10 protein-coding genes are annotated in these 15,764 nt (G+C 45.6%); 4 read left to right on the top strand and 6 right to left on the bottom strand.

Annotation, left to right across the window (positions count from 1 at the left end; translation table 11 throughout):
• Positions 1-208: 208 nt before the first annotated feature.
• Positions 209-1,336: a FecR family protein gene (locus CLV42_RS27740; protein WP_106605198.1), complete on the bottom strand. Its 1,128-nt coding sequence runs from the start codon at positions 1,334-1,336 to the stop codon at positions 209-211.
• A gap of 7 nt (positions 1,337-1,343) precedes the next feature.
• On the bottom strand, positions 1,344-1,955 hold the full coding sequence (locus CLV42_RS27735; RefSeq protein ID WP_106605197.1) for an RNA polymerase sigma factor: 612 nt from the start codon (positions 1,953-1,955) through the stop codon (positions 1,344-1,346).
• A gap of 376 nt (positions 1,956-2,331) precedes the next feature.
• On the opposite strand from CLV42_RS27735, the gene CLV42_RS27730 reads away from it, so the two are divergent.
• Positions 2,332-5,676: a SusC/RagA family TonB-linked outer membrane protein gene (locus CLV42_RS27730; protein ID WP_106605196.1), complete on the top strand. Its 3,345-nt coding sequence runs from the start codon at positions 2,332-2,334 to the stop codon at positions 5,674-5,676.
• A 5-nt stretch (positions 5,677-5,681) separates the two neighbouring features.
• Positions 5,682-7,103 carry a RagB/SusD family nutrient uptake outer membrane protein gene (locus tag CLV42_RS27725; protein ID WP_106605195.1) on the top strand — a complete coding sequence of 474 codons (1,422 nt, stop codon included), beginning with the start codon at positions 5,682-5,684 and terminating at the stop codon, positions 7,101-7,103.
• A 76-nt stretch (positions 7,104-7,179) separates the two neighbouring features.
• Here CLV42_RS27725 and CLV42_RS27720 read toward each other — a convergent pair whose 3' ends face one another.
• The 4 genes from CLV42_RS27720 to CLV42_RS27705 form a co-directional block, all read right to left on the bottom strand.
• Positions 7,180-7,449: a hypothetical protein gene (locus CLV42_RS27720; RefSeq protein WP_106605194.1), complete on the bottom strand. Its 270-nt coding sequence runs from the start codon at positions 7,447-7,449 to the stop codon at positions 7,180-7,182.
• Positions 7,450-7,877: 428 nt separating this feature from the next.
• Positions 7,878-8,321, bottom strand: coding sequence for a MauE/DoxX family redox-associated membrane protein (locus CLV42_RS27715; protein ID WP_106605193.1), 444 nt, complete (start codon positions 8,319-8,321; stop codon positions 7,878-7,880).
• A gap of 280 nt (positions 8,322-8,601) precedes the next feature.
• Positions 8,602-8,925, bottom strand: coding sequence for a S24 family peptidase (locus CLV42_RS27710; protein WP_106605192.1), 324 nt, complete (start codon positions 8,923-8,925; stop codon positions 8,602-8,604).
• A 424-nt stretch (positions 8,926-9,349) separates the two neighbouring features.
• On the bottom strand, positions 9,350-10,255 hold the full coding sequence (locus CLV42_RS27705; protein ID WP_106605191.1) for an AraC family transcriptional regulator: 906 nt from the start codon (positions 10,253-10,255) through the stop codon (positions 9,350-9,352).
• A gap of 287 nt (positions 10,256-10,542) precedes the next feature.
• Here CLV42_RS27705 and CLV42_RS27700 point away from each other — a divergent pair, with 287 nt between their 5' ends.
• Positions 10,543-13,788 (top strand): SusC/RagA family TonB-linked outer membrane protein, encoded by a 3,246-nt coding sequence (locus CLV42_RS27700; protein ID WP_106605190.1) that lies wholly within the window; start codon positions 10,543-10,545, stop codon positions 13,786-13,788.
• Between the two features lie 24 nt (positions 13,789-13,812).
• Positions 13,813-15,735, top strand: a complete 1,923-nt coding sequence (locus CLV42_RS27695) for a RagB/SusD family nutrient uptake outer membrane protein (protein WP_106605189.1) — start codon at positions 13,813-13,815, stop codon at positions 15,733-15,735.
• Positions 15,736-15,764: the final 29 nt, after the last annotated feature.

Here is a 15,764-nt window from a genome sequence, read left to right as displayed (position 1 = left end):
CACGACTCAGGATCTCCCATTTGGGGCCTAAAACCACCCATCACAAGTATTAAGGTCACTTGTCAAATTTTCAAGATTACCGGTCACGGTCTTTAAAATCGCTCGCCTGTATCACTTAAGATGACCCATCATGAGCACTTAAGATCACTCCTCCAATATTTAAAATTACCGGCCACGGTCTCAATTATCTTATCATGAGCACTTAATATCATTTCTCCTCGGGTAACGATAAACGATATACACCATTTTCTTTCGAATACCGGAGGTCATTCACCAGCGCATATTGCTTTAAAAAGACTTCCACAGGCATCTCGCGATCAATGGAAACCCTGGCCCGTCTATCACCGATGGCTGGATCAAATACCACCTTCTCACCATAATATCTGACCACGGCTCTTTCCACATCAGCAACCCTTGCATCCTCCAGATCGATGATCCGTTCTCTCCATTCTTCCACCTTCTTTGTATCAGCCGGTTGTACCTGGAGGTGTTCGCCCTGGTAAACAGCTTCCTGACCGGGTGCAAGATCTACACTTCCACCTTTTCCCTTCACATGGATATTACCGGTAAACAGGGCTACCTGCAACCCTTTTTCATTATATGCTTTGATATTAAAACTGGTACCCAATACCTGCACCACCTCATTCTGCAGGTGAACGATAAACGGTTCCTGTTCATTTTCTTTTACCGTCAGGAATGCCTCCCCGCGCAGAGATACCTCTCTTTTCCCTTTTCCGAAGCTGGCCGGCCAGCTTAACACAGAACCCGAGTTCATATGAACAAGCGTACCATCGCTCAATTTAATTTTATACTCCCTACCCCAGGGCACGATCAGTTTAATACTGTCCTTTCCATCAACAACCTCCCCGATCGGCAATGTCTCTGTTCCATTATACGTAAATGATCCGCTGGCGTCTATCTCACCACCCTGACCATTCAACGCAATCACTTTTCTATTAAGGTCTAACCATACACTTTGTCCTTTACCAAATAATATTTCCGGTCTGGCTTTTTGTCCGGAATAGTGGAATACCGCAAAAAGCAGCCCTACCAAACAGGCCGCAGCCACCGAAATGGTCATTGCCATCCGGCGTACCTTGCCTCTTTTATGCAGCTGGGCATTGCCCATTTCAATGATCTTCTCTGCAGAAGTGGTCCTTATTTGAAGGAACTCACTTTTCTGCGGGTCCAGGACCTTATGCATTTGTTCCGATAATGCTCTCACCTGAGAAGAAGTTTTCATCAGCTCCTGCAGCTCCACACGCTCTTCACTGGTGATCGACCCGGTTATTTCGGCAATTATGAGGGCTTCAGTTTTCAAGTTTCTTTTTTTCATGGTTATACTATTGTAGACATGACTGAGATAAAAAATAGATGAAAAGAATCAAAAAAATTTTTGATCCCCCTCTGGCCTTCCGGGAACCAAGTTCCTTCCGGATGGAATTTGCGGCATTCTGCACATGTGTCTTCAAGGTAGCTTCCGATACCCCGAGCAAGGCTGATGCCTCCTTATAGCTCATTTGTCCAAAATAGATCATCTCGAATGCCTCCCGGCTCTTCTTCGGTACCTTTTTCAACGCGTCCCTTATCTGTGCCACCCGGTCACTCTCCTTGTCAAAGGACGGCAGCTCCACCAACGCCAGGTCCAGCTCCTCCGAATACAGCTGCTTCCTCAAAGCATACTTCCTGTTCCTGCCGGATTTGGTTATACTTTTATTGTGGGCAGCAGAAATGAGATAAGCTCTCAGCTCACCCCGGATCCTCAGTGTACCCTTCCTCTTCCATATTTCGAGAAACAGCTCCTGTACAACATCCTCCGCATCTTCAGGATTTTTAAGATAAAACATCGCACAAGCCTTTACATCTTTGGCATACAGCTCAAAGAGCAGGCTAAAGGCCCGCTCACTGCCCTCGTTAAGCTGCCTGATCAATGTGGCATTGTCTGGTATTTGCATATGAGTTGGATTTCTGTTTTTTCATTGTACGTGAACAAATATTCGTATTACAAAATACTGACAACGCAATTTCTGCGTAGTCTGACTATAATCTAAATTGTCTTGGGATTATCATAAGATTGCAGTGAAAGTGTTGAGTCAGGAGAAAGTGTACTAAATTAGCTATAATCATTTTGATAATAAAATAATCCGACTGTTGATGCCCGGTCCATATGTTATGAAAGGCTTTACCACAACTACTTTGGAATAATTCTGATTTTTTCGGCAAAGGAACCACCAAAAAAAAAGCACAACTATCGTTCATCTGTTTAGCTAATGAATATTGTCTACCCGAGGGGAACATACTGATATTTAATAAAAACTATACACGAGAGATATGCAACTTTATAAGAGGCATGCCAGCGCGTTATATCCCATGCTGTTACTCCAGTTCTCACTATACTTATCCACTGCGGTTATTGCGCAGGACACTTCATCCCTCGCCGCTAAGAAGGTGAGTTTCTCTGTACACAACACTACTTTACACGATATATTTGATACCATCGCCAAACAGACCGGCCTGCGTATTAACTACTCTAAAGAGCTTCTTGACGACCGCGAAGAATATAGCTTCCGTACCGCAAATGAACCGGTACTGGCGGTTGCCAATCGCTTAGTCAATAAAAAAGGGTTCACCTGTAAAGTGGAAGGCCTGATGCTCCTTGTCTTTAAGACGCCAACCGGCACAGACAATCAGGTTACCGAACGCGCTGCCACAACACCAAAGACATTTCGCTTGCATGGGCAGGTGCTGGACAGCACAGGTATACCTTTGCCTGGCGCCACCATCTTAATAAAAGGTACACATAAGGGATACACGGCTAAAGAAGACGGACAGTTCTTCCTCTCAGCTGGTGACCCCCATCCCATCCTGCTGATCAGCTATACCGGTTATGGCGCTGAGGAATATCCTGTCACCGATCCTGATAAAGATATCACCGTAGTGCTCCGCCGGCAGCTCAGCCCTCTAGACGAAACGGTGATCATCGCATATGGCACCACTTCTAAACGATTGAATACAGGAAATGTAGCGAAAGTCGCTGCCATTGATATAGAAAAATACCCTGTCAGTAATCCCCTGTTCACCCTTCAGGGCAGGGTACCTGGTCTGACTATTTACCAGTTCAGCGGTGCACCCGGTACTCCGTTGGATATCCGCCTCAGGGTACAGAACTCCTTCCTGAGTAATAATACGCCCCTGATCGTAGTTGATGGTATACCCTTGCCCGCCGGCAGTCAGAACATCAACCTGCTCACCGCTCATCCCAATAGTAATGTTGGACTGTACTCCATCTTTAATAACATGGACATTGCCAGTATCGAAGTACTGAAGGATGCTGACGCCACCGCCATCTATGGCAGTCGTGGCGGGAATGGAGTTATTGTTATTACTACTAAAAGAGGGGTGGCAGGGAAGCTGAAGGTCAGGGCAGATTACACGATGGGTGTCAGCCAGGTCAGCAACAAACTACGGCTACTTAACACACAACAGTACCTGAAAGTCCGCCGTGAAGCCTTCAGTAACGACGGGCTCAAGATCAGCAAGATGCCCGGTGATCCCGGCTATGCACCCGATATCCTGTCGTGGGACACTACACGCTATACGGACTGGCAGAAGTGGCAGATAGGGGGCAATGCGCCTACCAATAACGCCAACCTCTACCTCTCAGGCGGCAATGAGACCACCCAGATGATGGTGAGCCTTGGCTACTACCGGGAAGGCACCGTCTACCCGTCGGATATGGCCTATCTCAGGGGAACGGCCAGTTTTTCATTTAACCACAGATCTGCCGACAACCGGTTCCGGCTAGGTGTATACACGAATTACGCAAAGGACAGGAATGCGATGTTTAATAGTTCCCTGACCGCTATGTTGTCACCTCCTGATGCTCCGCAGTTATACGACAAGAACAATCAATTGAACTGGATTGAAGGAAACGAGCCATTCCAGAATCCGGCGGCAGAATACCTGAAAGCCTATATACATGAAAAGGAGAACCAGATCGTCAACTTCAATGCTGAATATTCAATCATCCGGGACACTCAACAGGACTTCAAGATAAAATTCAATCTGGGATACAACAGTACCCTAGCCAATGAAAACTTAAGGATCCCTAAAGCGTCGCAGAACCCTTATCTGACAGATAACATTACCGGTACTTCCTCATTCGGGACCAACAACTTCAAAAGTTATCTTGCAGAACCCCAGGCGGAATATTACCGGCGGATCAAAAACGCAGAACTGATCATTCTCGCCGGAGTATCTTTTCAATATACCAGCAATTATTCCTCCACCATCGTCGGGCAGGGTTATACCAATGATGCATTGCTTTCCTCACTCGATGGAGCGGCCATGATAGCCAGCAACCTTACAAACCGCCTTGAGTATAAATATGGCGCTGCCTTTGGCAGGGTCACATATAAACTCAGGAACAAGTATATCGCAAATCTTTCAGGACGAAGGGACGGCAGTTCCAAATTCGGTCCGGAGCACCGGTTCAGTAACTTCGGTTCATTAGGTGCGGCCTGGATCTTTTCAGAAGAACCCTTTATCAAGGAGCAATTGTCCTTTCTCAGCTTCGGTAAATTGCGCTCAAGCTTTGGCGTTACAGGAAATGATCAGATAGCCGATTACAAATTTCTGGATACCTGGTCTCCTACCCTTGGTAACCCTTACCAGAATACGACGACTATGCAGCCGGATGCGCTCTTTAACCCGGCTTACACCTGGGAAAGGACTAAAAAGATTGAAGCAGCACTGGAATTGGGCTTCTTCAAAGACCGGCTGATCGCCTCGTTTGCCTATTTCCGGAACAGAAGCGATAACCAACTGATAAAATATTCATTGCCCCTGCAAACAGGCTTTAACAGTATTCTAAAAAACTTTAACGCGCTGGTGCAAAGCAGCGGCTGGGAATTTGCCATTACCAGCGACCTCATAAAAAGCAAATCCCTTACACTCAATGCCGCATTTAATATCAGCATTCCGAGGAACAAATTGCTGCGCTTCGATAACCTGGCTAACTCCTCGTACGCTGGCACTTATGTAATAGGAGAATCACTGAACGTATTGTATAAACTGCAATCCGGGGGTGTTTCACCCGATAGCGGATATTTCAAGCTCAGAGACACAGATGGTAATGGCCATTATACTCCATCCGATTATAAAGTAATCGGTAATCTCGATCCGGTATATCACGGCGGCTTTCAGCTGAATTTACAATATAGGCGTTTGAGTTTCTCCATAGCAGGAGAATTCAGGAAACAAATGGTCCAAAATTATCTTTACAGGACCTACCTGAATAGCTTCTTTCCAGGTATGATGGTCAATCAATCCGACCTTGTACTTGATCACTGGCAGCAAAAAGGAGACATTGCAAAGTATCCAAAATATTCGACGAAACCTACGGGCGATGTATATCGCCAGAAGCCCGACATTCTGTCCTCCAGTGAAGCCTATTCGGATGGTAGTTTTCTGAAATTCCGGAATGTGGCTGTTTCTTATACAATGGATATGCGCAAGCGTAAAGATAAAACACCCACACAACTTACTATCTTCTGCAATACACAGAACCTTTTCACAATCAGCAAGTATAAGGAAGGCGATCCGGAGGTAGCAGATTTCCTTAGTCTGCCTCCACTCAGAACCTTTGCAGGAGGAATCCGGTTTTCCATACAATAAAGTAAATGAAACAATACTATATGCGTAATACGTTTATTAACCACCGAATCAAAAGACAGTCTTTATTAATAGCAATCATCTGCTGCTTTTCATTCAGTTGTAATAGCATACTGGATGTAGATATTCCTGCCAACAAAGCTGTGGGAGATGATCTCTTCAAGGATAAAGAATCTGCGGAAACCGCCGTTCTCGGTATCTATTCCGCCATCGCAGGCATATCCAATGTGTTTGCCGGAGTCATCACCAGTTACACTGCAATCTATGCCGATGAAGCATTCTTTACAGGACAGGCGATCTCCGCCCAGGAATTTTATAATGGTGCTATTTCAACTACCAATACGATCATCGAAACCAATTTCTGGAATAATTCCTATAAGGTTGTCTACCAGATCAACGCCTGCCTGGAAAAATTAGATAAGAGCACGACGCTTTCCAATGCCATTAAAAACCAGCTAAGCGGGGAATGCAGGTTATTAAGAGCCTATACTTACTTTCAGATGATCCAGTTATTCGGAAAGGTACCGCTCATTACCGTAACAGATTACAGGGTCAATGAAAACATGCCGAGAACCGAAATAGATGCTATCAAAAAAAGCATTCTTATAGATCTCCTCAGTGCAAAGGATCTGCTTTCAGACGCCTATCCCGGAACCGAAAGGGCCAGGGCCAATAAAAGTACGGCATCAGCCCTGCTGGCCAGGTACTATCTGTATCAGCAGGAATGGCAGGCAGCAGAGAAAGAAGCCACTGAAATCATTAATACGGGTCGTTACCATTTATCCGCGCTTGACAATGTATTTCTCGCTAACAGCGATGAAGCCATATTCCAGATACAACCTGTTCTCGCAGGTTACAATACGATGGAAGGCAACAATTTTATTCCATCAGAAGCTGCCCGGCCAACTTACGCATTGACATCATACCTGAGAGACGCATTTGAGGCAAATGACAAACGTTGGAACTCATGGGTTAAAAGTAAGGTGATTGACGGCATCACCTACTATTATCCATTTAAGTATAAGAAAAAGGCTGACTTTATTGCCAATCCCAAACCAGTAGAATATAACATGATATTCCGCCTTGCCGAGATACTGTTGATCCGCGCAGAATGCCGTGTACACCTGAACCTATTGCCTGGTGCTATCGCCGATATTGATGCCATCCGGCAACGTGCAGGATTGCCATTGGTGCAGACTACCTATCCAAATATATCTGCAGCCGAGCTATCTGAAAAAATAGCACGGGAAAGAAGGATTGAATTTTTTATGGAAGGTGGTCACAGATGGTTTGATCTGAAGCGAACAGGCAAAGCATCTGAAACTTTAAAACAGATCAAATCTGACTGGAAAGTAACAAAAGAACTATGGCCGATCCCCCAGGCACAGAGAGCTTTGAATCCGGCGCTTACTCAAAATGATGGATACTAGCTGAGAAGCGCCGGATACATTGTAGTTTAAGACAGCACCTGGGTTCTTCATACCCGGGTGCTGTTGTACTTTTCAGTTATCTCGCAGGAAGCTCTCCAACTGTGTAGATGTTGGTATTATCTTTAGCCCGGAGACAGATGTTGAAATTTCCCGAACAAAGTGTTTGCGCCTGTGCCTGCGTTGCATTGGTAAGCACTAGCTGATTGTTCCAGTCGATCCAATCATGTAAGACGTCTGTAGAAGATGTAGTACTGGCAACAGTAGTAGAAGGACGATTGGCTGCAACAGCGCCGCTAACTCCTGCCGCAAGGGCCAGGATGGCAAATACTAATTTGATCTTTTTCATACGAATGCTAATTGAAGTGATTGATGTGATTGAAACCCTATATTGAAATTGTCAGAAAACACAATCTTGTCCTCACTTCTGTGAAGTACACTTCTTCTCTTATCCCCCTGAGATTAAGACATGATTCCCCCTTCATGCCGCCGGCATACACGTTTTTTAGCCAGTATTATTCTTAATACATTAAGATCAGGAGAATGCGCTGTCCATCGCTCCTATCAGTTGTAAGCATCCGTTACTCGCAATGCAAAAATTGTCCCTTATTACCTCACATAGGTAATTATTTCACGTATTGCACGTTACTATCCCCTTTTACGTAAGCGATTAAAAATAGGTAATTGTCTTATTGTTGTCGTTTCTACGTAAGCGATTACAATTCTGGTCTGTGTTATGAATAACCAATAGTGCTGTAAAATGTTGCACGCTGATAACTATGCCTTTTTCTTTCTGAATTGCTGTTCCAGATAAATACCAACAATGCCGATAGTGACAAAAAAGAGATTGAAGATCAGGTGTTGCGTCCATGTAAAGCTCGCAATCACGCCCCCGCAGCTACAGGGAATTACGCCATAATAGTGCAGTTTGACAAGGATGATGTAAGCAGTAAAACAGATCATCATGGCTGTAGCGAAAAACAATCCGATCCTTCTCAGGGAAAGGGTCATCATCATCACAGCTGCCAGGATCTCAGATGCGAGAACGCTCCATACCAATATGGGCGTGTAGCTATCCGGGAATGGCTGGCGATCCATCTGAATAATAAAAATCTGGTAATTCATCAGTTTAGAGACAGCGGCATAAATAAACATACTGGTAAATAAAAAATAACAGATCAGGAGAACTGCGTCCCTGGCTTTAATGCTTCCCCTTTGCATAAGCAAAAATTTTTAGTGCCCCCTATTTTTTTGAACTCAAAAGCAGATAAACCAAGGTAATTTTTTTTCATTACAACTTAGTTAATCCTATGTTAATTAGAGCTATCTTTTTATCGCGAACGGCTGTTTGTTTATCTACTGCAAAGGCAGCTGTAGAGGGTTTCAACGTCAATGGCATCAAAATGATAGTTGGGATTTCTTCTTTTCAGTAAGCCGGGGCCGTGTTGTTGCACCGCGAAAACATTGCGGATGGGCCCGGGCTAAATGGGGTGTACTGCTATTAACGGCCCTGATAAATGATCCTGTTTTCAAATTCACCGGTAACTACCCGGCCGTAAATGATCTTCGTCCATCCATTCTCAAAACCATGATTGTTTGCGATCAGAAACCCCTTGTTCGCATCTTTCTTCACGACCTTATGCGCATCAATGTAACGGCCTCTTACTTTGCAGAATACAATATCGCCAATCTCATATTCAGCTGCTTTCGTGAACGTAAGCAAACTGCCGCTTTTTAAAATGGGTAACATCGAACTCCCGAAGGCTTTCATCCTTCCTGTACCGGCTGTCTGCAGCTCAGTCTTTAATCTTTCGTATTTATTCATTTTGTCAAAAAATTTAAATGCAAAAATAATGAAATATAACATACGACCATCTGTACTGCGCTTCCCCCCCGGGGGAGACACTTACATCAAACCGTTATAACAGCCTGTATTTTGGCTTAAAGGTGGCAATGGCATATGAAGATCATTATTCTGTTACTATTGCTTTAATCGCCTTAAAAAGCCCTTTTTCAGAACCTGGGGAAAGAGCCCTTTACACAGACGTTTCGTCCCGGGTACGAAAAGGTTTACATCTTCATGTAAACAGGTATTAATCAGGTACAAACATCGTCTTAACAAGGTTTCACCTATGTTCATCCTACGTTGATCCTACGTTCTGGAACGCAGGATTAACGTAAGATAGACATAGGTGAAACGTTGTTTGTACGGGTTTTGATCCTGTTTATATGCCACTCATACCGGCAGTTCACCCAGCCGGATCCTCCTTCCTTCTCAACCCACGGTACTGCTCCGGAGAAATATGCATGGTCTTTTTGAATAAACGGGAGAAATGATAAGGGTCATCATAACCAATGGTCACTGCCACATCTTTGATCTTCATATCGGTAGTATACAACAACAGGCAGGCTCTCTGTAACTTCAGATGAATAAAATAATTCAAGGGCGACATACCCGTCGCTTTCTTAAACAGGTTGGAAAAATGCGAAGGAGACAGATCACATTGCTGCGCCAGATCTTCCACTGTCAGGGTTGCAGACAAATGCTGCTGCATATGCTTTATGGTGCCGTCAATCCTGCTCCTGGCCTCATTTTCTTCCGCACACTCCTTTTCGGGATAAAGAAATGAAGAAACGAAATGATACAGGCATAAATTCGCCTTGCCCATATTATCCTTTCCGAATCCCATCTTCAGACTCTGATACATCATATCCCACAGCTGAATACCAGCTTCATTGGAATGTATATGCCGCGGACCATCCAGCAAACCGATATTAAATCCGCGGTTGAAACTATCCATATCTTTTCCGCTGAAATGTACCCAGTAAATGGTCCACGGATTTTTATCGTCCGATCCATAACGCAAATGGGCCTTCGTAGCAGGGATGATCACAAACTGGTTCACGCCCATTTCAAAACGCCGGTCGTTTACCGTATACCATCCCTTTCCTTTTACACAGTATAACAGAATATTGTCAGGGCACCCATTCTTCCTTTCCCGGTAGTGAAAAGCAGCTCTTGGGAAATAACCGATGTGGGTAATATACAACTGACCAATAACCGGGTTTGCTTTAATGGCATTTTTCCAGACAGCCTCCGGGAGACTGATCATACGTTGTCCTTCAAAACCGTCTTTGCGCTTTACTGTTCTCATAACGTGGTACGTGTTAAATTAACTTAGCTCAATACTATATTGACCTGAGCCTGTTCTGATCTTTTAATGGTCCAATAACGTGATTCATATTAAATTACCTCAGCCCAATACTATCTTACCGCTATAAAATCCGGGCCGATGCCAAAATAAGTATTTTGTCCAAAATCGTAGAATAATCCATCAAAATAAATGAATGTTCCATTTCCCTGACATCTCCCATAAGATAGTTTTGCCGCAATTCCATGTTGAAATAGTTTTATTCACACTATCTTCCTAAATCTTGGTTTATGCCAGAATGCCTCTCCACGTACAACAGGCTCAGGGCCTTAAAATCCGTATGCCTGCTTTTTCTATTATCCACGTTCTTTACCTACAATGCGGCGGCACAACAAGCCGAAAAACTAACCGTCACCGGAACTGTCACAGATACCTCAGGCGCGAAGCTTGAAGGTGTCAACATTGTAGCCGAAAACAAAAAGAACGTCGCCACTTCCACTAATGCAAACGGCAAGTTTGTGCTCGACGTAGAACCGGGCACCATCCTCCGGTTTACGTTTGTCGGCTTTGAACAGCAGTTCATATCCGTAACGCACAACACGAAGGTGGTCAACCTGGTATTAAGACCTGCTACATTCAGCGCCGAAGAAGTGGTCGTAGTGGCCTATGGAAGAAAACAAAGGAAAGAAGCGGTGGTAGGATCGGTAACAAGTATTGATCCTTCTGCGCTGAAGATCCCTTCCAGCAACCTTACCAACGCCATGGCCGGACAGATTGCCGGTATGGTATCATTCCAGCGTGGCGGTCAACCAGGACTGGACAATTCATCATTCTTTATCCGTGGGGTGACTACCTTCGGCTACAGTGCCAGTCCGCTGATACTGGTAGACAACGTTGAACTGAGTTCCAACGACCTCGCCCGTCTGCAGGTCGATGACATTGCCAGCTTCTCCATTCTGAAAGACGCCAGCGCCGCTGCACTCTATGGCGCCAGGGGCGCAAACGGCGTGATACTCGTCACTACCAAGGAAGGTAAGGCCGGTAAAGCACGCATGAACTTTCGCTACGAACGTTCCATCTCCCGACCTACACAAACAGTGAAACTGGCAGATCCTGTTACGTACATGAAACTGTACAACGAGGCGCTCACTACCCGTAATCCACTGGCTACACCACAGTACACGCCTAATGAGATCATCAACACACAGGCGACTATGAACAAAGCCCCGGGCAGCAATCCTTATGTGTATCCGGCGGTCGACTGGATGTCTACCTTGTTTAAAGACCAGACCACCACGCAACGCGCCAATTTCAGCGTACAGGGAGGTACAGAAGCGGCAAGGTATTATATAGCAGGGTCTTACGACAAAGACAACGGCATCCTGCAGGTAAACCCTGTCAATAACTTCAATTCCTCCATGAAGTTCGAGAACTACCAGCTACGTTCCAACGTCAACGTTAAACTGACCAAAACCACAGAAGCAGTAGTTCGTCTCTGGGGAAATTTCAATGAATACACCGGACCTATCACCGATGACCAGTCCGGCTTCGCCAGTGATATGTACGACAGGGCGCTGCATACCAGTCCTGTAGCCTTTCCGGCATTTTTTCCTGCGGATAGTGCCAACCTGCTGACCAAACATATTCTGTTCGGTAACTCGCTCAGTACTACAGGCGGACTGCAAAACAATCCATATGCTTCCCTGATGTATGGTTATAAATCATTCTCTGAATCCAAGATCTCTGCCCAGTTTGAAGTAAACCAGAACCTGAACTTCGTCACCGAAGGACTGGCATTTCATGGTCTGTTCAGCACTAACAGGTACGCTTATTTTGATCTGAGAAGAGCATACAAACCTTTCTATTACGATGTGGGAAGTTATGACCAGACCAACAACACCTACACCCTTAACTGGCTGAACAATCAGCCGGGAGGTGCACAGGAATTCCTCAGCTACTATCCAGGTAAAAAGGATATGAATACATTCCTTTACCTGCAGGGAAGCCTTGACTATGCAAGAGCTTTCGGTAAACACAATATCAGCGCCGCCCTCATTGCTACGCGTCAGCAAAAGCTGAATGCGGAGGCGGATGATCCCAATACGCACCAGCCATCCTTACAGTATTCACTGCCTTACCGTAATCTCGGACTGGCAGGCAGGGCCACCTATTCCTTCGCCGGTAAGTATTATGTCGAATTCAACTTCGGATATAATGGTTCCGAACGTTTCTCTACCCAATACCGCTGGGGCTTCTTCCCTACCGTTGGTGCAGGCTGGGTGATCTCTAATGAGAAATTCTGGAAAGGAGGCATCTCCGACGTCGTTACAAGGCTGAAACTGAGAGGTAGTTATGGTCTTGTGGGAAATGACAACATTGACAACACACGTTTCTACTATCTGTCCAACGTAACGCCTGATGACGTGAATGGGATATATGCTGTTTTTGGGACCAACAATAGCGTGAAGATGTACGGTACCACTATTCAGAACTATCCTAATCCTGGCGTAACCTGGGAAACGGCCCGTAAAGCTAACCTGGCGGCAGAGATCACCTTATTTCACCAGCTGAACATCACCGCAGAGATCTACCATGAATACAGGTACAACATCCTGCAGAAACGCGGATATATCCCTGTTACAAACGGTCTTGAAGCAACTGTGAAATCCAATGTGGGCACCGCTTATGCCAAAGGACTTGATCTGAATATCAACTATAAACAGAACATCACAAAACAACTGTGGGCATCCGTACTGGGTAACCTGACAGTGACTGCCAACCATTATGGCCGTTTTGAAGAACCGCAATATAAATACGCCTACCGCTTCCAAAAAGGCAGACCTATTAATCAGCCATTCGGATATATCGCGGAAAGATTGTTTGTAGATGATAAAGAAGCGGCTAACTCTCCGACGCAGTTGTTCGGCTCTTCTCCATTGCCGATCGGTGGCGACATTAAATACAGGGACGTCAACAAAGATGGTATCATCAACCAGGACGACCAGGTACCTATCGGTCTTCCAACTACACCACAGATCATTTATGGATTTGGCTTCTCAATGGGCTATAAAAACTTCGACCTGAATGCCTTTTTCCAGGGACTGGCCAGGGAATCTTTCTTCATCAATGCCACATCCGAAGACGACAGGTACTGGGGAAAATATGGTACTGCACCATTTGTGAACAATGCGCAGATCTTAAAAGCGTATGCGGATGACCACTGGTCTGAAGAGAACCAACACCTCTATGCATTATGGCCACGCCTATCCACTACTGATATCCTGAACAACCAACAACAGAGCACCTGGTGGCTGAGAGATGGTAGCTTTATGCGTTTGAAATCAGTGGAAATAGGTTATACGTTGCCAAAGTCTCTTGCCAAACACCTGTACCTCTCCAGCATGCGTGTGTATTTCAGTGGACTCAATCTGTTCACCTTCAGCCACTTCAAGCTCTGGGATCCTGAGCAGGCGGGCCAGGGATTCAGCTACCCTATTCAGAAGGTGCTCAATTTCGGAGCTAATGTCAATTTTTAACGAAAGTAACGTAAACGATTACTTATGCGATCCATTACAAAACAACTACTCTGTGCAGTCACCTGCCTGTCTATATTCATACAACCTTCCTGTAAGAAGTATCTGGACGTCGTACCCGACGACGTTGCTACACTGGAAAGCGCTTTCGCCAATGCCAATGAAACGCAGGCCTATTTATTCGGCTGTTATGCCCCTCTGCAAATGCTGGCAGACATCCGCAGGAATGCTGGTTTTACTACATCAGGCGAGATCATGTTTCCTTATCCCCTGCAGGATCAGAGCACGCTTGGCGGCCCCGGTGGCGATGCCGGTTTCAGTATCATACGTGGTCTGCAGAACAGTGCCAATCCCGTGCTGAACTTCTGGGATGGTTATAACATGGGCCTCAATATGTGGCAGGCCATCCGGAGGTGTAACATCTTCCTCGAGAACTCACACATCGCACTCGATCTGCCGGAGTTCCAACGCAAAAGATGGAACGCGGAAGCTAAGTTCCTGAAGGCATATTTTCACTACTGGCTGATCCGGATGTATGGCCCTATTCCTATCGTAGATGTAAACCTTCCGGTAAATGCATCTATCGATGAAGTAAGGATCAAACAACAACCTGTAGACTCCTGCTTTAGCTATGTAATAAGACTGCTCGACGAAGCGATCGTTGATCTGCCGCCTGTGATCCAGAACCTGGCTGCAGAACAGGGCCGCATCAGTGGTACCATTGCAAAGGCTGTAAAGGCGGAAGTACTCGTTACACAGGCAAGTCCGCTGTTTAACGGCAACCCCGATTATGCTTCCATGAAGCGGGGTGACGGCACCAGATTGTTTGCTTCCGAATATGATGATAAGAAGTGGGAACGTGCCATGAACGCCTGCAAGGAAGCTATTGATGCTGCAACGTCTGCAGGGGCCGACCTGTATCAGCTGAGAATCTCCGGAGGTGTTGTACACCTGTCCGACATTACACGCAGGATGCTTACCATACAGGGCGCATTTGTTGATAGCTGGAATTCTGAACAGGTATGGACGCTCAATCCGCAGTTCGGATGGCAGTATATGGCCTCTCCACGTGTAACAGCAGAAGCAGCCGCCAATGTGTTTGCCGTGTATTCTAACTTATCCGTTCCTATCGGACAGTCAGAACTCTTTTATAGCAGCAATGGTGTACCTATCAATGAAGACAGGCTCTGGGACTATAAGAACCGTTATAAACTACAGGCGGGCGACGATGCTCATGCGTACTACATCAAGAAGGGATATACTACTGTGAAGGGCAACTTTAACAGGGAGCCTCGTTATTATGCCGATGTTGCTTTTGACGGTAGTGTATGGTTCGGATCGGGTAACCTGGATGATAATAATCCGAATTACGTGAACGCGGTGAATGGCTTTGCCGCACCTCCCGATCAACTGCGTTATAACGCAACAGGTTATTGGGCGAAGAAACTGGTGCCTTATCAAACCACCTTCGGACAAAACAGTGTGCAGCAGAATTACTCCTGGCCTTTCATGCGCCTGACGGGTCTCTGGTTGTTATATGCAGAATGCCTGAATGAGGTAAATGGCCCTGGTGCAGAAGTATATAAATGGATTGATAAAGTAAGGGAAAGAGCTGGTTTGCAGGGTGTAGTTGCATCCTGGTCACAGTATTCCAGCAATCCTGATAAATACAATTCCAAAGATGGACTACGGGCTATCATTCACCAGGAACGGAGAATTGAAACAGCCTTCGAAGGACAGGCTGGCTGGGACCTGCGCAGATGGAAAGAACTACAGAATGTGCTGAGCACTCCGCTGTTGGGTTGGAATGTCTTTAACAGGACAACGGAAGGTTATTACCAGATAAGGATCGCACAGCAAACAGCCTTTGGTGTCAGGAACTACCTGTACCCGATACAGGATTATGATCTGCTGACCAATCCTAACCTGGTGCAAACGCTTTATTGGTAAACGCAGCATATCCATCTACCATATTAATT

It is taken from the genome of Chitinophaga ginsengisoli (genome assembly GCF_003014595.1).
Taxonomy (GTDB): domain Bacteria; phylum Bacteroidota; class Bacteroidia; order Chitinophagales; family Chitinophagaceae; genus Chitinophaga; species Chitinophaga ginsengisoli.
This window is presented reverse-complemented; position numbering and strand designations above follow the sequence as displayed.